A 17,843-nucleotide genomic window follows, 5' to 3' on the forward strand; every position below is an offset into this window, starting at 1 on the left:
TCCGATCCCTTTATTTCACTTTACCTTTTAATTTATATACATACGCCAGCACTTCGGCAACGGCCTGGAACAGATCAGCTGGTATCGCATCCCCGATTTCGGCTCGTTGAAACAGCGCCCGCGCCAGCGGCTTGTTTTCCATCGTTATTACGCCGTTTTGCTTGGCAATTTCTTTAATTCGGAGTGCAACGTAATCTTGCCCTTTCGCAATAATCTGCGGCGCTTCCATCTCCGAACCGTCATATTTCAATGCCACAGCAAAGTGCGTAGGGTTGGTGATGATGACATCTGCATTAGGAACCTCCTGCATCATACGCTGCATAGCCATACGGCGCTGACGCTCGCGAATTTTCCCCTTGATCAGCGGGTCACCCTCCATTTTCTTGTATTCATCCTTGATGTCCTGTTTGGACATTTTCAGGTTTTTCTCATGTTCGTAACGTTGATACATATAATCCAACACCGCTAAAACGAACAGCACCACACCAATTTTGAGCCCCAGTTCCATTGTTAATGAAGCTGTAAAGCTCAACATCTGATCGCCGGACATTTCAGCTAGTTTGGGTAGGTCAGCCTTTGTTTTCCAGAGTACGCTGTACACCAGATAACCAATTACGGTCATCTTTAAAACAGATTTCAGGAATTCAACCAATGACCTCATGGAAAAAATATTTTTGAATCCTTTAATCGGATCAATCTTGCTAAACTTGGGCGTAATGCCCTCTCCGGTTAATAAAAAACCGATCTGCATGTAATTTGCTACTATCCCGATGACAATAGCCCCAATAAAAATAGGTGCCAGCATAATCAAGATTTGCACGCCGTACTCACCCATCATCAGCAGCGTTGTGTTCGGCGTTACCTCCATAGAGAGCCGATTCACAAAAATATCTCGAAATAGTCGAACTGCATGATCCTTAAAATACCCGCCGAAAATCATGAGGCAAAAAAACGTAACCAGCAGGACACCAGCGGCGGGCAACTCCATGCTTTTGGCAACCTGCCCTTTTTGTCTTGCATCCTGTTTCTTTTTGGGTGTAGCTTTTTCCGTTTTTTCCCCTGAGAACAACTGCAGGTTCATAGCATATTTAAATGACAAACTACGTTCCTCCAGACCAGACATTAAGGACGATTACCCATAATATCCAACAAGTTGCGCATGGATTCGAACATCACAGAAAACAATCTTTCGAATATAAAAGCAAAACTTGGCATGAGAAGCAGTAACATGAACAGTCCCACAATAATTTTAAGAGGTACACCAATAACAAAAATGTTGAATTGTGGCGCTGTTTTAGCTAAAAAACCGAGTCCCACATCTGTTAAAAAGGTAGCCACTACAATGGGAGCAGCAATTTGAAAAGCAAGCATAAATGATTCCGCAAAAGAACGTACCAGGAATTCAGTTACACTGCCACCATACAGCTTTACAAAAAAATCATTTGTCAACGGTACCCAATCATAGCTGTATAAGATAGCATTTAGCAGATGATGGTGCCCATTTATACTTAAAAAGAACAATACAGCTATGGCAAACTTGAAATTCCCCGTTAAAGGCGTTGAAGCCCCTGTCATGGGATCAAACACACTCGCCATTCCGAAACCCACCTGTAGGTCTATAAAAGAACCTGCGGTTTGGATCGCTGTCATGAACAGATATGCAGTAAACCCCAATAACAACCCAATCAGCACTTCACGGCCCACTAAGAGCACATACGCTACATCAGTCGGTACCTGTTGATGCGTACCATATGTAAGATACACGACCAAAGCTAGAAATCCTGAAATTCCGACCTTAAAGATATTAGGTACCCCTCGGGTTGAAAAAATAGGCGCTACTACAAAAAATGAGGTAATCCGACAAAAAATCAGCAAAAAAACAGGAAAACTCTGTAACAATATGTTCATAACATTCAGCCTAACCTATATATTTGTACAAATTGTCCAGAATGTTATACGTAAAGTCCACTAATGTGGTCAATATCCAGGGCCCGAACAAAAGCAATGCCAGCAATACGGCGACAATCTTCGGAACAAAGGCCAGTGTTTGCTCCTGAATTTGGGTTGTCGCCTGAAAAATGCTGATAATCAAACCCACGACTAGCCCCAAAATCAGCATCGGAGCGCTCACCTTGAGTACAATGTACACCGCTTGCCCAGCCAGGGAAATAATAAACTCCGAAGTCATTGCCGTCCTCCTTGATTGCTGTCCTTGCATGAAGTATTCATGTGTTAAAACTCAGAAGCAATGATTTGACAACCAAATACCAACCATCTACAAGTACGAAAAGCAGTATCTTAAAAGGAAGTGAAATCATTACTGGTGGTAGCATCATCATCCCCATAGCCATGAGTGTACTCGACACCACAATGTCTATAACTAAAAACGGTATGAAAATCATAAAGCCCATCTGAAATGCCGTCTTCAACTCACTGATTGCATAAGCCGGAACCATCACCGTTAGTGGAATATCCTGATAATTCTTTGGTTTTTCCATCTTGGTGTATTTCATAAAGAGCAGTAGATCCTTCTCACGTGTATGAGAGAACATAAAGGTCTTGATCGGTACCGATGCCTTATCCAGCGCCTGAGACTGTGTTATATCCCCCTTGAGATACGGCTGAAGTGCAGTTTCATTCATAGCTGAGAACGTCGGTGCCATAATGAATAAAGTGAGAAACAAAGCCAGCCCGACAAGCACCTGATTAGGCGGCATCTGCTGGGTTCCCAGCGAAGTTCGCACAAAGCCAAGCACAATCACAATTCGCGTAAAACTTGTCATAAGTACAAGCAACGCCGGCGCTACACTAATGACAGTAATAAGTAAAATAATAGACAGCGAGGTGGCACCGGGCTGTCCTTTGTCCGAATTGCCGACTTGAATATCAATGTTCGGAATCGGTTCCGCAGAGGCCGCCGTCACCGAAATGAAGCTGAACAAGACAAGCAGCAAACATGCAAGTATAATCTTTTTTCTCATGAATCTCCCGACCGATCTGTAGTATTCTCCTCATTGCGCAGCTTTTCAAGTTTATCCTTGCGATTCGGCATTTGCCGAAGCTTGGATTCAAACATCTCGTGAAAAGATGTCTCCTCTTCAGGCTGCTGCTGTGCCGCGTTGTTCCGGCGAAGCTTATCCGCAATTTTAGCGAATAGCGGGGCAATCGGGCCGCGCTGCAGAGAAGCTTCTTGCTCCAGTGCGGCCAAAATTTGCTCCACTTCTTCAGGATCGGATACTTTGTCAACAAGCCGGATATCTTCTCCCACACCAATGAGGTACACACTGCTACCAACTTCAACAAGCTGAAGGGATTTATTGGGACCAAGTCCCACGCCTCCCAGTATGCGAACGGAGCGGTTGCTGAACCAGCTCTGATTTCTTTTACTCAAAAACCGTATCAAGTACACGATCAGTACGATGATAAAGATTAGCACGAAAAGGACCCAGGCAATGTTGCCTATATTGCTGGATGTACTCAATGCGTCAGAGGCACCCTGTTGTGTATCCATACTGGGTGCGCCTTACACACCCAGTGTTTTGTTGATGGCTTCGATAACCCGATCCGATTGGAAAGGCTTAACGATAAAATCTTTTGCGCCAGCTTGAATGGCATCAATAACCATTGCTTGCTGACCCATCGCGGAACACATGATAACCTTTGCGTTCGCGTCAATTTGTTTGATTTCCTTCAGAGCGGCAATGCCGTCCATTTCAGGCATCGTGATATCCATCGTAATCAGGTCCGGACGAAGCTCCTTGAATTTTTCAATGGCCTGTGATCCGTCCTGGGCCTCTCCTACTACTTCAAATCCATTTTTGGACAGGATGTCCCGAATCATCATTCTCATAAATGCAGCATCGTCCACGATCAAAATACGGTTTGCCATCTGAAATAAATCCTCCCTAAATTATGCTTTTATTGTAATTTTTGAATACGGTCCCATTGGCTTACAATATCTGTTACACGCACGCCAAAGTTCTCGTCGATTACGACAACCTCGCCCTTGGCAATCAGTTTGTTGTTAACCAAAATGTCCACCGGCTCCCCGGCAAGCTTGTCCAGTTCAATAATTGAACCTTGTGAGAGCTCCAGAATATCTTTAATTTGCTTTTGGGTCCTTCCTAATTCTACGGTGACTCTAAGGGGAATGTCCATCAATAAATTTAAATTGTTTTCATCCACTTGCGCAAATGCACCGGACTGCAAGTTAGAAAATTGTACAGGTTGTACATTTACATTACGTCCCGGTACTGCGCCGTAGTGATGAGGCGTTCCGTAAGGAGCTTGCGGCGGTACACCAGCTGGCATTCCATAACCCGGTGTTCCATAGCCTGGAGCGCCCTGCTGCCCATATCCCGGGTCTTGAGGATACATTGGCGGTTGTTGCCCATAGCCTGCGTCTTGCGGCGCCTGCGCGGCTGCAGGCGGCTGCTGATAGGCTGGTGCAGGCGGTTGCTGCGGAACGCTAGCTTGTTGCGGCGCTTCAGGAGCTGCTGTTGCAGCTACCTGCTGTGCGGACGCTTGCGGTTGTTCCTCATCCTCTCCGCCATTCATTAGGATGCTCACCATTTTTTTGGCGAAATTAACAGGTAACAGTTGCATCAGCGTAGAGTCAATAAGATCCCCGATCAATAAACGGAAGGATACTGTAATGAGCGTCTCTTCATCCGGCAGACTGGATACTCCATCACCGTGCATAGGATCCAAAATATCAATCCCCGGTGGAGAGATATTAACAAAACGATTAAACATGGTAGACATAGAGGTCGCCGACGACCCCATCATCTGGTTCATCGCTTCCTGCACGGCACTGATGTGGATTTCATTCAATTCTTCATCTACTGGGTTTCCTTCACCACCAAGCATTAAGTCAGCTATCACTTGTGCATCACGCTTTTTGATTACGAGTGAGTTAATACCCTCGAATCCATCAACATAATTTACATGTACAGCTACGTGTGGCTTTGGAAATGCAGTTTCAAATTCAGAACGGGTAATAATTGAAACTTTAGGTGTCGTAATATCCACCTTTTGACCGAGCAGTGTGGAAAGAGCCGTAGCTGCGCTGCCGAACGTTATATTACCGATTTCCCCGAGAGCATCCTGCTCCAGAGGAGTCAGAAAATCGTCAACGGTCTTGTTGGCGGGAGTAGAATCCGTCCCCGCTTCAGACTGTTTCAGCAAGGCATCGATTTCCTCCTGGGACAAATAGTCTTTACTCGTCAATTTCTTCAACTCCTTCGTTGACAATTTCATCAATTTGTACGGCAACACGATCTCTTACCATGCCGGGACTTCCCATAAACTTCAATTTCTCGCCTACCCGGATGGATAGTCCTTCTTTGACAGGCTTGTTCAATGAAATGACATCCCCTACCGAAAGACCCAGAAACTCGGCTACATTTATCCGGGATTCACCCAACTCCGCAATAATAGGGAGCTCTGCTTTGGTGACCCGTAATCTCAAGGCGTCGATCTCTTCGGGCGCCCTTGATTTCTTTTCGGATGTAAACCACTGGTGCGTGGACAGTCTGGCCATAATGGGTTCCAATACCACGTGCGGGATACAGAGGTTAATCATCCCTGTGGTATCACCAATTTTGGTGCTAAGCGAAATCAGAGCAATCGTTTCATTCGGCGAAACAATCTGCATGAACTGCGGATTTGTTTCCATCGCCTCTAGGCGCGGTTCAATGTCCAGTACCGTTTTCCAAGCCTCTTGCAGGCTATCAAAGGTACGACTGAAAATCCGCTCCATGATCGTCGTCTCGATTTCGGTCAACGCAGCAACCTTTGACGGTGCCGAACCTGTTCCTCCGAGAAGCCTGTCCAACATGGCATAAGCAACGTTCGGGTGAACCTCAAGCACCATACGGCCTTCCAGCGGTTCAGCTTCAAAAATGTTTAGAATGGTCATTTTCGGAATGGAGCGAATGAATTCATCATAAGGAAGCTGCTCCACCTGAACGACATTAATTTGGACAAAAGTACGAAGCTGCGCTGAAAAATATGTGGTCAGATACCGTGCAAAGTTCTCGTGTATCCGCGTCAGACTCCGTATATGATCCTTGGAAAACCTCAGCGCTCTTTTAAAATCATAAGCGCGAACTTTCTTTTGGGTATCTTCCTTTTTAAGTTCTTCCGCATCCATTTCACCGGACGAAAGAGCTGCTAAAAGGGCATCAATTTCCCCTTGTGACAGTACATCCACCAATGTTATTCACCCCCTTACGTGTTCCTGACAAGTTCACCTGGAATCAAATGGCTGCCAGCAAAAAGTCTGTAATTTTGGCGTTCCCCAGGTGACCTTCAGGGAGCGACTTGTTGATGAGATCCGTCAGCTTGTCACTGAACTGGTCCCGGCCTTTAGCCGTTCTGAGCTCATCAGGTTTGGTGTCTGCAAGTAATTGAATAACGATGGGCTTAATACTGATATCTTTGATTTTTTCAAAAGATTCTTTTGCTTTGGCATCGTTCAATTGAAAAGATAGGTTCATCTGGACAATGTAATCTGCGTCTGCCAAATTCGTTTTGATACCGGTAATTTCAGAGCTCACTTCCACCAATTCATCTGCTGACAATCTTGGAAGTTGTTCTGCTTGAGCAGCTTGCGCATTCGGTATGACTTCCGACTTCTTCCCGCTAAGCGCTGGTATAAGTACAAAGGCCGCGCCTGCAATCAAAGTAATCGCGAGTAAAATTGTAATGAGCCATGGCAGCATCTTCTTCATTCGTCTTCCTCCATTTGTTGCACTTTTATCGTGGCGGCATGCATGCCGATTTCACGGCTGTAACCCTTGATCAAGGAGACGACATCTGCCGCTTTTTCCAATACAATCAACCGTTTCCCCGTCACCAAAGTGACGTATGTATCCGGTGTTTCCTCCACAGTCTCAATGAGCAGCGCATTAAGCCACATAGGCGAGCCGTTCAGCCGCGTTAACGGGATCATCGTAACACCAACCTCCTGATAGGTGCGGAGGAGCCTCTACTCCTCCGCGTTTAAATGAGATTATCGTTTCAAGTTTACAACTTCCTGAAGCACTTCATCCGAGGTCGTAATGATACGCGAGTTCGCTTGGAATCCGCGCTGAGCTACGATCATTTCGGTAAATTCGCCTGTCAGATCAACGTTGGACATTTCCAGCTGACCCGCGATGATAGCTCCACGCCCCTCTGAGTTGGCTGCTCCAGGCTCAATTGCATCAATATTTGAGTTGACCGTAGTACGGTACAAGCTCCCACCGATTTTTTCTAAACCTTCTGGATTCGTGACTCTGGCTAATCCAATTTGTGTACCATTATCAACTGTTCCGTCATCCAATTGTTGTACAATTGTACCGTCCTGTGAGATAGAGACTGCCGTAACATTGTCAGCAAGTGTGATTGGATCTCCACCCAAATCTCCCACAAAAAATCCATCGGAAGTAACCAGATTCCGGTTTGCATCTATGTGGAAATCACCCGCACGAGTCAGATAAGGAACTTCCTGTGCATCATTCATTTTGACCAGGAAAAATCCGTCACCGTTAATACGTAAATCCGTTGGGTTGTTCGTAGTCATTGCACTACCTGGAAGATGCAGTGTATCAATTGAGCTGACCGATACCCCCAAACCTACCTGCTTGGCATTCTGCCCGGCGGTTGTTGTTCCGTCTGGTGCACTTGCGCCTGAACTCGTTTGGCTCAAGATATCCTTGAACATTACTCGGCTGGACTTGAAGCCTGTAGTATTTACGTTTGCAATGTTGTTACCGATAACGTCCAGCTTCGTTTGAAAGCCCTTCATGCCCGATACACCTGAATACATTGATCTCAACATTGAGTATAAATCCTCCTCTGATTGGTTGCTTAGTTGACCGCATCAGTCGATCCGCGGCTTTTTCATGGCTTTCCTATTCGGGCCAGCCACTTCGTATACATTTTTCATGAAATAATTACAGCACTATCTATCTGCGTAAATACGTTATCCTCCATGGATTTCTTATCCATCGCGGTAACAACTGTTCGATTAGGTACACTTACAATCAAAGCCATATCCTGCATTAAAATCAATGATTCTTTGGCGCCTTTGGCAGCTGCTTTATCCACAGCAGAGTTGATTTTCGCCATTTGGTCACTTCTCAACTCTATTCCCCGCTGCTCCAGACGCTTGGCTGCATGGTTGCTCAGCTTGAGCACCTGATCCTGCAACACCTGACCGAACGGTCTGGCATCCTTGGATACCGAATTCACTCGGTTTTGTGTGATTGCTGCCGGGGGCACGTTGGCGGGAAAAAGGCGTCCGACCGTTATCCTGTCATTCATGAGTTCTCACCGCTTCCAGTAGAGGAAGAAGATGAAGTATCCGATGTACCTGTAGCGGGAGTCGTTGTGTTAGCTTGGCTCACTGATGTTACATCTTTTAATGCCACCTCAGCCGCTCCCATTTTGGCATACTGCACACCGTCGCGAATAACGATGGAATCTACGATTCCACTTTTTACTGTACCCGCACCTGTTTCACCTGTAATGGAGTCTTTTTTACCTGCCTCAATCCAGCTGACTTCTTTTCCTATCAAACCGGAAGCCGTACCTAAAGACTGTCCCAATGCATTCAACTGCGTAGAAATGTTCATTAGTTGTTCTACCGAGGAAAACTGGGCCATTTGAGCGATAAATTCTTTATCCTCCAAAGGCTGCATCGGATCCTGATTTTGTAGCTGGGTGATCAAAATTTTCAGAAATTGATCTTTACCCATCGTTTTAGTATCCTTGGCACTTGCTGTTTTGACATTATTCACATTGTAATTCGGCCAGACGTTACTGGTGGATACATTGTTGTCTGTAGTCGTCATTGTGTTCTCACCTCCATCATTACGCTTGTGCTGTAAAGGAGCCTGTCCGATTCATATCATCTGCGCGTTGTTCTGCTGTCCAGTTACGAAGCTCTTCTGCCATTTCAGCTACCTTCATAGCATCCTCGCTCTCTTCTCTACCACGAGCTTTGGAACGTTGGTTGGATTGCTGCTGCTGATTAGCTCCAGATCCGCGTCCATCCTGATACATATGGGAGGAAAGCGACTCATTGTGCGTTACTTCTACCTTATCTACCTGGATACCTTGGCTCTGCAGGCTCGAACGCAGCTGCGACATTTGCTGTTCCAGCAAATCCTTCGCTCCGCTATGCTCAGTCATGAACTGGGCAACCAGATGACCATTTTGCATCGTCAGCTTAACCTCCAGCTGGCCCAGATGATCTGGACGAAGCATGATGGTCGCTTCCGTCAAACCAGTGCGTTTTACAATGTCAAGTTTCTGAACTACAAATTCGGTCATCTCCTTGGCAAATTGCCGTACATGTACGACTGGTTGAGCTGGAGCCGAAGGTGTTGTTCCTTGCGTTTGTACCGAAAGCTGTCCCGCAGTTGTGATCACTGGAGTCTGATTGTCAGTTGCTGTCGGATCCGCTTGCTCAGTTGCATCTACGAATGCACTCGCTTCATCCGCTCCAGTCGTCTTAACTGTAGACTGAACGAGAATATTAGTTGATGAACGTTGCCCTTCTGAACCTTGCTGATTAGTTTCGCCCTGACTTGCTTGCTGCTGAGAAACAACAACCTGTTTGTCTGTAGTAGCTGTAGCTACGGTCTGAGTACCATTTGCTCGATTTGCAGAAGGCTGAACCGCTTGTGAGTCCCCACCATCAGCAAGTTCCACAGCTTTCATTACACCATTCCACTGCTCATCGGAAATAGCTCCCGTCCCTGCCGTTGCGCTTTGGAGCGATTGTAGCAACTGTGCCACCTGGGACTTTTGGTCTCCAGAAGCCTGCTCTGCTACATTGGCAAGTTGTGACAAAGCGTCCTGCAATGCAAATCGAAGAGTAGCCGGGTTGGCTGCCAAGGCTGTTAAGCCTGTCGCCTCTGACGTTTCTCCACCGTTTAACTGTTGATTTGTTCCGTCGCCTTGCAAAAACTGTTGTACTTGCTGAATCCACGCTTGCAGAGAAGCAAGCAGAGCAGGATCGGCAGCTACCTGATCATCCAGCTTTTCGAGATTTTGCAGCAAAGGAGCCAGTGTTTCGACCAGCGGCTCGGTTGGAGCTTCCGTGGATTCTCCGGTTGCAATCAGCGGAAGTACCATAACTAATGGAGAACCGTTCGCATCTGTGCCTGCTGAGTCCGTTTGCCCGCCTGTCATCATTTGCGTAAGTGTTTGATTAAAAGCACCCGTGGTTGCTCCGGCAGCCGTGGCTGTACTCGTTGTTGAGGCTGTCGTACTGCTAGCTGTTTGACTGGAGCTGAGCGATACACTTTGAGAAATAAGGGTCATTTATTTTTCACCTCCCTTCATTTAAATTACTTACTGCCCATCAGTTTGTTCAAAATTTTTGCAGTCTGAGCCGCATCCTTGGCAGACATATTTTGTAGTAAAGAACCACGTGTCGAATCATCTACTGTATTTAATATGTTTAATGCCTTGTCTGGACTGATTTTGTAAGTTTGTAAAATAAGTTCGGCACCGCTCTTCTTGTCCATGGAAGCAAATGTGCTACTGATTTGAGTGCTTTGCAAACTCTTACTCGTCGTGCCAGCTGTGGTACCTTGATCCTTTTTCAGACGAGACTGCAACGCAGCAACTGACAAATCCGTAGATGGCGTTACGTTTTTCAGAGCCATAGTAATATCGGCTGCTTTTTTAGCGTCCATCTTTTGCAAAATCTTTGCACTGTTGGCAGGGTCCATGTAGCTTAGCAGCTGCACAGTCTCTTCCGTAGTCAGATTCTCCATAATCGGTGCCGCTTTACTAGCTGTCATTCCTTCATACATGCTAGCAAGATCTCTGGCCTGTTTTACATAAGGATCTTCATTTGTTGTTCCACCTGTAGTTTGCGTACCAGCCTGTCCCTGCTGACTGGCCTGTGGCTGCTGTTCCTGTTGCGTTTGCAGCGTATTGACCTGATTCTGCAGTTCAGTAACCTTTTTATCTTGTGTCGTCTTAGCAGCGGTAGCCTTTTTAAGCTCCTCCGTCTGCTTGGCTAAATCTGACTTTAACTGCTGAATGGTTGCTTCAGAACTTTCAGACTGTGCCTTCTGATCTGCCTCTTTCGTCTGGGTAGCCTTATCTTTCGGTTCAGGCACCCAATTTTTAACAACTGGTATTTTGTTCCCTAATGAAATCATTTCGCTTCTGAAGTCCATATTGAACAATGTAAGCAGGACCCCGACCAGAACGATTGTGAACACAATCGGAATCAGGAAAAACATAAACCGTTCAAATCCCCCGCCTGATTCTTTTCCTAAATCCATATCCAGTTCATTTTCTGCTAACTTCTGTGCCATCGTCTTCCTCCTCAGGCAGCTGATATGCGTATCCTATGACTTTCCGCTTACCGGGCTTTCATGGCAAATCGCACGGAAGCCATTTCATCCAGCTCGTTCTGCTCGCGCAGGAGCATTTCCTGTTGGAATTTCACGTTGGCCTTCTCTCTCGCTTTCAGCCAAACCTGTTCATCCAGCATTTTATCGGTCAAAACGGTTTGTTTGCTTTGCACATTTTGCTGCGCATATTGAACATCCCTATGCTTGCGTGTAATACATTGGTCCAGATGATTAACATAAGCCTGTAATTCCTGAATGGTAGAGAGTGGCGCGCAATCCTCGGCAGCCTTTTGAATGGCTGATATGACCCGATTCCTTTCGCCTACAAGCTGTGTTAATGTCTGCTCCTCAGCCTGCAATTGTCCAACAGCACTGGAAAGCAACCATTCGGCCTGTGACTTTTCGTTGGTTTTCAAGTCTACAACTTTCTGAAAGGAATACTGAAATCTCATCGTTCAACCTTCATCTCCTCATAAATTCAGAAATCAAACGCTCCCTTACCTCGTCCAGCTCAGCCTTTTCATCTGTTCTTTGTCTTGTAAAATCCCATATATCCCGTATACGCTCCATGGATTCGTCAATTTCTGCATTTGAACCCTGCTGATAGGCCCCGATATTAATCAGGTCCTCCGAATCTTTGTAAACGGCCATCAAGCGCTTAATGTTCTCGGCAGCGTCTATCTGATCTCGTGGTGCGATATCCTTCATAACCCGGCTAATACTCGCTAACACATCAATTGCGGGAAAATGTCCTTTGTTCGCAATCCCACGATTCAAGACAATGTGTCCATCCAAAATCCCGCGCACCGCATCCGCGATGGGCTCGTTCATATCATCACCATCGACCAGCACCGTATAAAAAGCGGTTATGGAGCCAGTAGGACCTGTCCCTGCACGTTCTAGAAGCTTAGGTAGACTAGCAAACACGGAAGGTGTGTACCCTCTCATTGCTGGCGGCTCCCCTACGGCTAGTCCCACTTCACGTTGGGCCATCGCATACCGGGTAACTGAATCCATCATCAGCATGACATTTAACCCGCGATCCCGAAAATATTCCGCGATCGTCGTTGCAATAAGTGCACCCTTAATACGGATTAACGCAGGCTGGTCGGAAGTTGCCACAATGACCACGGAACGTTCTAGTCCCTCCGGACCTAAATCCCGTTCAATAAAGTCCAGCACCTCGCGTCCACGTTCCCCGATCAAGGCAATTACATTCACATCAGCTTCCGTATTACGAGCAATCATTCCCATCAAGGTACTTTTACCTACACCCGAACCTGCAAAAATACCAACCCGTTGTCCTTTACCGATAGTAAGCAACCCGTCGATAGCGCGCACCCCGATACTGATTGGTTCCTGCACACGCGGACGATTCAGCGGATTGGACGGAATATTGAAGGTTGAATATCTCGCCATTCGAGAGGGAATCAATGAGCCATCCAGAGGCTGACCCAATCCGTCCAGCACTTTGCCTAACAGCTCCGACCCGACCTGCACATTCAACGGTTTCCCTGTTCCTACAACATCACAACCGGGACCAATGGATTGCAGTTCTCCAAGTGGCATCAGAAGCACTTTATTGTCCCTGAAGCCTACGACCTCCGCTTGCAAGGGCTTTGCCGTTTTACCCGGATAAATGTAACAAACATCCCCGATACTGGCGTCTGGACCTTCCGATTCAACCATCAAGCCGATAACCTGCGTAACCTTGCCATTTACCCGAACCGGGTCCAGCTGGCGCAAATGATCCATGTAGCGCTGCGCATTAAGCCCCTTCATGTCTTCGCTCCTCATTCTCATGTGCCAGACGCAATAATTCCTTTTTGATCTCAGCTAATTGTGTATCAATCCGCGCATCCACACTTCCAAAGGAAGAACGGATAACACAACCGCGATCTTTCACAGTACCATCAGGAATAATTTGCAGTTCTGCCTGCGAATCGACAGTTAATGACAATTCTTCTCGCGCACCTTGCACAAATGCGAAATGCTGAGGCGACACACACAATGTAATGGTTCCTTTTTCCCGCTTACGAGCCAAATTTTTACGAATTAATTCAATCGTGTATTCAGGCTCAAGGCTAAGCTGTTTCTCAATGACCTTCTCAGCAATAGCACTACTCAGTTCAACCAGGAAAGGCTCAGCTTCCTGAATCAGTTGTTCCTTGATCTCATAGGCCTGACGCAGAATATCCTGTGCTTCTTCCATCATCTGCTCTGATTTCGTCTGGAGCTCGGCCTCAGCCAGCTTCTGACCTTCTTCATATCCTTGCTGAAACCCATCAGCTTTTAACGACTGAGTTAACTGCTCGTCATGCTCGCGTCGTTCCTGCCACCAGGCTTCAATCTGCTGCTGTGCCTCCTGAAGCATCCGTTCCGCTTCTTCAGCTGCCTCGCGAACCTGACGTTCGGCAAAATCCTTAGCATCATTCAGCATTTCATCCCGTAGCCGTTCAGCCTCGTGATCTCGCTGAGGCTCCGGCTCCGTATATTCAGTTGTGATTTCTTCATCCGTCGTTTCTGGCGCATACGTATGTGCCACATCAATTGTTTTCAAAGCCTCTACAGGAACATATTGGAAAGATTTGATCAAGTTAGACAATGATGTCATCTCCTCCGCCGCGTGCGATTATAATCTCACCGGCCTCTTCCAATCTGCGGATTGTCGATACGATACGTGTCTGTGCTTCTTCCACATCACGCAACCGCACCGGTCCCATGTACTCCATTTCCTCTTTGAAGGTTTCTGCCATACGTTTCGACATATTTCGGAAAATCACATCGCGTACTTCTTCACTGGACACTTTAAGCGCCAATTGCAAATCTGCATTGTCGATATCGCGGATAATGCGCTGAATGGAACGGTTGTCCACATTGACGATATCCTCGAACACGAACATTCTTTTCTTGATTTCCTCAGCCAGTTCTGGATCTTGAATTTCAAGCGAGTCGAGAATCGTACGTTCGGTTCCGCGGTCTACGCCATTCAAAATCTGAACAATGGACTCGATACCACCCGCATTTGTATAATCCTGCGTTGCGGTTGCAGATAGCTTTTGCTCTAACACTCGTTCCACCTGGGAAATAACTTCCGGAGATGTACTGTCCATGACAGCGACACGCCGGGCCACATCTGCCTGTTTTTCCTGTGGCAGAGACGACAGAATTGCAGCCGCCTGCTCGAATTGCAAGTACGAAAGCACGAGAGCAATCGTTTGCGGATTCTCATTCTGTATAAAATTCAATATCTGGTTTGGATCAGCCTTGCGGGCAAAATCGAAGGGTCTTACCTGTAACGTCGCTGTTAGACGGTTAATGACCTCAACTGCTTTTTGCGACCCGAGTGCTTTTTCCAATATTTCTTTAGCGTAATTAATACCGCCTTGGGAAATGTACTCCTGAGCCAAACAAATTTGATGAAACTCGGCCATGATGGAGTCTTTCTCAATGGCATCGACCTTCCGCACATTGGCAATTTCCAATGTAAGTTGCTCGATCTCCTCATCACGCAAATGCTTGAATATTTGAGCAGATACCTCTGGTCCCATTGTGATGAGAAGTATAGCCGCCTTCTGTCTTCCCGTTAAACCTTGACTGCTTGCCTTTGCCAATGAACTCACCTCTATTCGTCAGCCAGCCATGTACGAAGCAGATTGACGAATTCGTCGGGTTTCTTTTTCGCCAGACTTTCAAGCTGTTTACGCACTTGACTTTCATTTGTCACACTTTCCATGGTAATAGACGGGAACTCCGTCGGCGTTGGCATGAGTTGCAATTCTTCATCCAACTCTTCTTCCTGATTACGACGACCGCGTACGATGAGGAAGATTACACCCGCCAGCAGCGCCAGAACAGCAGCTCCGATGCCCCATAGCCAAGGGTTGGAAGCTGAGAAGAATGTATTCGTGCTCGCAGGCGCCGGAACAGCTTGTGAGAACACTGAAACCTTCTTAGCCAAATCAGCGTCTGTAATAGTAGTACCAGAATTCGCTAACGACGCTCTTACAATATTAACCAAAATATTTTGAATTGCTGTCTGAGTTGCAGTATCCAACGTTTGCTGACCTGTTGGTGGTTCAACTGCTACATTAATGGTTAAATCTTTTACAGTGTACGGACTTTGGATAATATCCCTTGCAATTCGGTTAACTTCGTAGTTAATCGTACTTGAGCTCTTATCTGAGCTGGTATTGCCGGAATTAGCTCCTCCAGGGTAGCCTGGAACATCCTGTGTTCCTGTTCCTGCAACTCCTCCGGTTTGTCCACTACTGCCCGTATAGCTTTCCTGAATTTGTTGGGCGCTAATTTCAATACCCTTCATTTTCGTTTGATCAACAGGTGTGACCATTTGTTCCTTTGATGTTACTTTGTCGAAATTTAGCTGGGACATAACCAGCACATTTACCTTGTCGTCTCCAACAATTTTCGACAAAAATTGTTGAACATTATTCCTTACATCGCTCTCAAACTTCTTCTGTAGAGCCATGTTTTCCTGAACACCACTAGTGAGCCCACCTTGGCCGCCCTTGGCCGTTGGAATCAACTCATATTCCTTATTGGTGATCGTAATGTTTTCCACTGGCAGATTCGGTACGGCCGTTTTTACCAGATTAAAATATCCGTCGATCGCTTGCTGATTTGGAGTAAAGCCAGGCTCGAATTCCATTTGAATCGAAGCGGAGGCTTTGTCCTTTTCTTCAAGTCCGGCAAAAATGTTTTCCTTTGGCATATTAATGACAGCTTTGGAGCTTTGGACACCATCCATCCGTTCCAACAGTTGCTGTATTTCGCCGTTCAATGCATTATTGTACTTCACATTGAACTCGTTCTCCGTCATACCAATGGCAGAGGAGGACTGGTCAAAAGCACTCATGCCGATTGAACCCTTCTGAATCAGGCCTTGAGACCCAACATCTACCTTCGCCTTATCCGCATTAGCGGTTGGAACTGAGATTTGTGTCCCACCAGCATTAAGTTGATACGGTATACCCGCAGAATCGAGATATTTAATGACTCCGGCTGCATCGTTAGCATTTAAATCTCGGAAAGCCACTTCATACTCGGTTTTAGTAAACTGCATCGTTAGCACTACAACGGCGATAATGATGAATGCTAATGTCGAAACAAGTAATATCTTCTGTTTTTTGCTGAAATTATTCCAATACCCGGAAATCTTATCCCGATATTGGGCGATTCTCTCGTTCACTCCGTCACCCCATCCGAAACTTTGCTAAACCCTCTTTACATCTGTGTACGCATGATCTCCTGATAGGCTTCGATCGCTTTGTTTCGGACCTGTGTAGTAAGCTGCAGGGAAAGCAGCGCTTGTTGGGAAGTGATCATGACCTGATCTACATCAACTTTGCCTGCCATGAATTGGTCGGACATCTGGTGCGTAGCGGCTTCCTGCTGCCCTACTTCATTGAGAGCATCCTTTAGGAAGGAACCAAAATCCTTCAAGGATTCGGAAGGCGTCGCTTTCGTCAACTCATTGTTAGGCGATTGAATCTGCTGTATTACCGGTGTCTGTACATTAAACATGGCGTTCTGAATCATGTTTTACTCTCCCTATTAAGTAGTTAGTAGTCCTAGAACTTAGCGACCGATTTCAAGCGCTTTGGAAACCATAGCCTTTGATGCATTCAGAGCTGTTACATTGGCTTCGTATGAGCGTGTTGCGGAAATCATGTCGACCATTTCTTTCATAATGTCTACATTAGGCATATATACATAGCCATCTTTATCAGCGTCCGGGTGACCCGGATTGTACACAGGCTTCAAAGGTGACTGATCTTCCTGAATTTGCGAAACCTTAACGCCAGCAGCGTTTGTGCTACTACCTTCCATTTGAGCCTTTAAAACATCGGCAAAGCCAGATTGGTTCGGCTCCAAAACAACCGTTTTTCTCCGATATGGAACTGCTTGTCCATTCTCTACTTTCGCCCGAGTTGTCTCTGCGTTGGCAATGTTGCTAGATATAACGTCCATCCGCAACCGTTGGGCCGTAAGAGCAGATGCACTAATATCAAAGCCGTTGTTAATCTTCACCTAGTCCTATCTCCCTTCTACCGCTGTTCTCATCATTTTGATGCGCTCATTAATTTCTTGGATGTAGGTATTATATCTTAGTTGATTTTCAGCCATAAGACTCATTTCTCTGTCGATATCTACGTTGTTCATATTGTTATTCATGACTGAGTACCCATCTTTGGTGACCGTGGCATCTGGAATGGAGTTCACAGGTCCTATTTGAAAATGTCTTGAATTGGTTACTTTTCCACGTAGTGGTGTGACATCACCGTCCATTTGCTGCTGAAGCAGTTCTTCAAATGAAACCTCCGAACGCTTAAAATACGGGGTATCCGCATTGGATATATTGTCCGCCATCACACGTTGTCTCGTATTTGCCGCCTGTACACCTGCCTGAAGCTTTTGAAAGCTCATATCACCCAGCAGATTCATTTAGCTCCTCCC

The 17,843-nt window shown here is 46.2% G+C and carries 23 protein-coding genes; all 23 read right to left on the reverse strand.

Going from position 1 to position 17,843, the window contains the following annotated elements:
• Positions 1-10: 10 nt before the first annotated feature.
• Complete coding sequence (gene flhB, locus BM358_RS01415; protein WP_023988199.1) at positions 11-1,123, reverse strand: flagellar biosynthesis protein FlhB; 1,113 nt, start codon at positions 1,121-1,123, stop codon at positions 11-13.
• Positions 1,123-1,908 (reverse strand): flagellar biosynthetic protein FliR, encoded by a 786-nt coding sequence (gene fliR / locus BM358_RS01420; RefSeq protein ID WP_023988198.1) that lies wholly within the window; start codon positions 1,906-1,908, stop codon positions 1,123-1,125. Before fliR ends, flhB begins: the two co-directional genes overlap by 1 nt.
• Positions 1,909-1,918: 10 nt before the next feature.
• Positions 1,919-2,188, reverse strand: a complete 270-nt coding sequence (gene fliQ, locus BM358_RS01425; protein ID WP_007430038.1) for a flagellar biosynthesis protein FliQ — start codon at positions 2,186-2,188, stop codon at positions 1,919-1,921.
• 37 nt (positions 2,189-2,225) lie between these two features.
• Entirely contained in the window at positions 2,226-2,981 is a 756-nt protein-coding gene (fliP, locus tag BM358_RS01430; protein WP_013309901.1) for a flagellar type III secretion system pore protein FliP, read from the reverse strand.
• On the reverse strand, positions 2,978-3,511 hold the full coding sequence (locus BM358_RS01435; RefSeq protein ID WP_023988197.1) for a flagellar biosynthetic protein FliO: 534 nt from the start codon (positions 3,509-3,511) through the stop codon (positions 2,978-2,980). Before BM358_RS01435 ends, fliP begins: the two co-directional genes overlap by 4 nt.
• A 12-nt stretch (positions 3,512-3,523) precedes the next feature.
• Positions 3,524-3,889, reverse strand: a complete 366-nt coding sequence (locus tag BM358_RS01440; protein ID WP_010346372.1) for a response regulator — start codon at positions 3,887-3,889, stop codon at positions 3,524-3,526.
• A 29-nt stretch (positions 3,890-3,918) separates the two neighbouring features.
• Positions 3,919-5,229 carry a flagellar motor switch phosphatase FliY gene (fliY, locus tag BM358_RS01445; RefSeq protein WP_028542722.1) on the reverse strand — a complete coding sequence of 437 codons (1,311 nt, stop codon included), beginning with the start codon at positions 5,227-5,229 and terminating at the stop codon, positions 3,919-3,921.
• A complete protein-coding gene (gene fliM / locus BM358_RS01450; protein ID WP_023988195.1) occupies positions 5,219-6,217 on the reverse strand; it encodes a flagellar motor switch protein FliM in 999 nt (332 codons plus the stop codon). Before fliM ends, fliY begins: the two co-directional genes overlap by 11 nt.
• Positions 6,218-6,260: 43 nt before the next feature.
• Positions 6,261-6,734: a flagellar basal body-associated FliL family protein gene (locus BM358_RS01455; RefSeq protein WP_023988194.1), complete on the reverse strand. Its 474-nt coding sequence runs from the start codon at positions 6,732-6,734 to the stop codon at positions 6,261-6,263.
• Positions 6,731-6,955 carry a flagellar FlbD family protein gene (locus tag BM358_RS01460; protein ID WP_013309896.1) on the reverse strand — a complete coding sequence of 75 codons (225 nt, stop codon included), beginning with the start codon at positions 6,953-6,955 and terminating at the stop codon, positions 6,731-6,733. The genes BM358_RS01455 and BM358_RS01460 overlap by 4 nt, the downstream gene beginning before the upstream one ends.
• Before the next feature lie 60 nt (positions 6,956-7,015).
• Positions 7,016-7,825: a flagellar basal-body rod protein FlgF gene (gene flgF / locus BM358_RS01465; RefSeq protein ID WP_023988193.1), complete on the reverse strand. Its 810-nt coding sequence runs from the start codon at positions 7,823-7,825 to the stop codon at positions 7,016-7,018.
• A gap of 104 nt (positions 7,826-7,929) precedes the next feature.
• Positions 7,930-8,310, reverse strand: a complete 381-nt coding sequence (locus BM358_RS01470; protein ID WP_023988192.1) for a TIGR02530 family flagellar biosynthesis protein — start codon at positions 8,308-8,310, stop codon at positions 7,930-7,932.
• Complete coding sequence (locus BM358_RS01475; protein ID WP_023988191.1) at positions 8,307-8,840, reverse strand: flagellar hook capping FlgD N-terminal domain-containing protein; 534 nt, start codon at positions 8,838-8,840, stop codon at positions 8,307-8,309. Before BM358_RS01475 ends, BM358_RS01470 begins: the two co-directional genes overlap by 4 nt.
• 19 nt (positions 8,841-8,859) lie before the next feature.
• Positions 8,860-10,317, reverse strand: coding sequence for a flagellar hook-length control protein FliK (locus BM358_RS01480; protein ID WP_028542723.1), 1,458 nt, complete (start codon positions 10,315-10,317; stop codon positions 8,860-8,862).
• Positions 10,318-10,343: 26 nt separating this feature from the next.
• Positions 10,344-11,327 (reverse strand): magnesium transporter MgtE N-terminal domain-containing protein, encoded by a 984-nt coding sequence (locus BM358_RS01485; protein WP_028542724.1) that lies wholly within the window; start codon positions 11,325-11,327, stop codon positions 10,344-10,346.
• A 47-nt stretch (positions 11,328-11,374) separates the two neighbouring features.
• A complete protein-coding gene (gene fliJ / locus BM358_RS01490) occupies positions 11,375-11,818 on the reverse strand; it encodes a flagellar export protein FliJ (protein WP_013309890.1) in 444 nt (147 codons plus the stop codon).
• Positions 11,819-11,828: 10 nt separating this feature from the next.
• A complete protein-coding gene (gene fliI / locus BM358_RS01495; RefSeq protein ID WP_028542725.1) occupies positions 11,829-13,148 on the reverse strand; it encodes a flagellar protein export ATPase FliI in 1,320 nt (439 codons plus the stop codon).
• Complete coding sequence (locus BM358_RS01500) at positions 13,135-13,971, reverse strand: FliH/SctL family protein (RefSeq protein ID WP_025723732.1); 837 nt, start codon at positions 13,969-13,971, stop codon at positions 13,135-13,137. Before BM358_RS01500 ends, fliI begins: the two co-directional genes overlap by 14 nt.
• Positions 13,964-14,980 carry a flagellar motor switch protein FliG gene (fliG, locus tag BM358_RS01505; protein ID WP_013370674.1) on the reverse strand — a complete coding sequence of 339 codons (1,017 nt, stop codon included), beginning with the start codon at positions 14,978-14,980 and terminating at the stop codon, positions 13,964-13,966. The genes BM358_RS01500 and fliG overlap by 8 nt, the downstream gene beginning before the upstream one ends.
• An 11-nt stretch (positions 14,981-14,991) precedes the next feature.
• Positions 14,992-16,575: a flagellar basal-body MS-ring/collar protein FliF gene (gene fliF, locus BM358_RS01510; protein WP_023988187.1), complete on the reverse strand. Its 1,584-nt coding sequence runs from the start codon at positions 16,573-16,575 to the stop codon at positions 14,992-14,994.
• 35 nt (positions 16,576-16,610) lie between these two features.
• Positions 16,611-16,925, reverse strand: coding sequence for a flagellar hook-basal body complex protein FliE (gene fliE / locus BM358_RS01515; protein ID WP_007430020.1), 315 nt, complete (start codon positions 16,923-16,925; stop codon positions 16,611-16,613).
• Positions 16,926-16,964: 39 nt separating this feature from the next.
• On the reverse strand, positions 16,965-17,417 hold the full coding sequence (flgC, locus tag BM358_RS01520; RefSeq protein ID WP_028542726.1) for a flagellar basal body rod protein FlgC: 453 nt from the start codon (positions 17,415-17,417) through the stop codon (positions 16,965-16,967).
• Positions 17,418-17,423: 6 nt separating this feature from the next.
• Positions 17,424-17,831, reverse strand: a complete 408-nt coding sequence (gene flgB, locus BM358_RS01525; protein WP_013309883.1) for a flagellar basal body rod protein FlgB — start codon at positions 17,829-17,831, stop codon at positions 17,424-17,426.
• Positions 17,832-17,843: the final 12 nt, after the last annotated feature.

The sequence above is a fragment of the Paenibacillus sp. cl130 genome, assembly GCF_900116035.1.
Taxonomy (GTDB): Bacteria; Bacillota; Bacilli; order Paenibacillales; family Paenibacillaceae; genus Paenibacillus; species Paenibacillus polymyxa_B.

Bases quoted from the DNA above. Each gene is read 5' to 3' on its own strand.
- flhB (WP_023988199.1), bottom strand. From the start codon at position 1,123: ATGTCTGGTCTGGAGGAACGTAGTTTGTCATTTAAATATGCTATGAAC.
- fliR (WP_023988198.1), bottom strand. From the start codon at position 1,908: ATGAACATATTGTTACAGAGTTTTCCTGTTTTTTTGCTGATTTTTTGT.
- fliQ (WP_007430038.1), bottom strand. From the start codon at position 2,188: ATGACTTCGGAGTTTATTATTTCCCTGGCTGGGCAAGCGGTGTACATT.
- fliP (WP_013309901.1), bottom strand. From the start codon at position 2,981: ATGAGAAAAAAGATTATACTTGCATGTTTGCTGCTTGTCTTGTTCAGC.
- BM358_RS01435 (WP_023988197.1), bottom strand. From the start codon at position 3,511: ATGGATACACAACAGGGTGCCTCTGACGCATTGAGTACATCCAGCAAT.
- BM358_RS01440 (WP_010346372.1), bottom strand. From the start codon at position 3,889: ATGGCAAACCGTATTTTGATCGTGGACGATGCTGCATTTATGAGAATG.
- BM358_RS01455 (WP_023988194.1), bottom strand. From the start codon at position 6,734: ATGAAGAAGATGCTGCCATGGCTCATTACAATTTTACTCGCGATTACT.
- BM358_RS01460 (WP_013309896.1), bottom strand. From the start codon at position 6,955: ATGATCCCGTTAACGCGGCTGAACGGCTCGCCTATGTGGCTTAATGCG.
- flgF (WP_023988193.1), bottom strand. From the start codon at position 7,825: ATGTTGAGATCAATGTATTCAGGTGTATCGGGCATGAAGGGCTTTCAA.
- BM358_RS01470 (WP_023988192.1), bottom strand. From the start codon at position 8,310: ATGAATGACAGGATAACGGTCGGACGCCTTTTTCCCGCCAACGTGCCC.
- BM358_RS01475 (WP_023988191.1), bottom strand. From the start codon at position 8,840: ATGACGACTACAGACAACAATGTATCCACCAGTAACGTCTGGCCGAAT.
- BM358_RS01480 (WP_028542723.1), bottom strand. From the start codon at position 10,317: ATGACCCTTATTTCTCAAAGTGTATCGCTCAGCTCCAGTCAAACAGCT.
- BM358_RS01485 (WP_028542724.1), bottom strand. From the start codon at position 11,327: ATGGCACAGAAGTTAGCAGAAAATGAACTGGATATGGATTTAGGAAAA.
- fliJ (WP_013309890.1), bottom strand. From the start codon at position 11,818: ATGAGATTTCAGTATTCCTTTCAGAAAGTTGTAGACTTGAAAACCAAC.
- fliI (WP_028542725.1), bottom strand. From the start codon at position 13,148: ATGAAGGGGCTTAATGCGCAGCGCTACATGGATCATTTGCGCCAGCTG.
- fliE (WP_007430020.1), bottom strand. From the start codon at position 16,925: ATGATTCAGAACGCCATGTTTAATGTACAGACACCGGTAATACAGCAG.
- flgB (WP_013309883.1), bottom strand. From the start codon at position 17,831: ATGAATCTGCTGGGTGATATGAGCTTTCAAAAGCTTCAGGCAGGTGTA.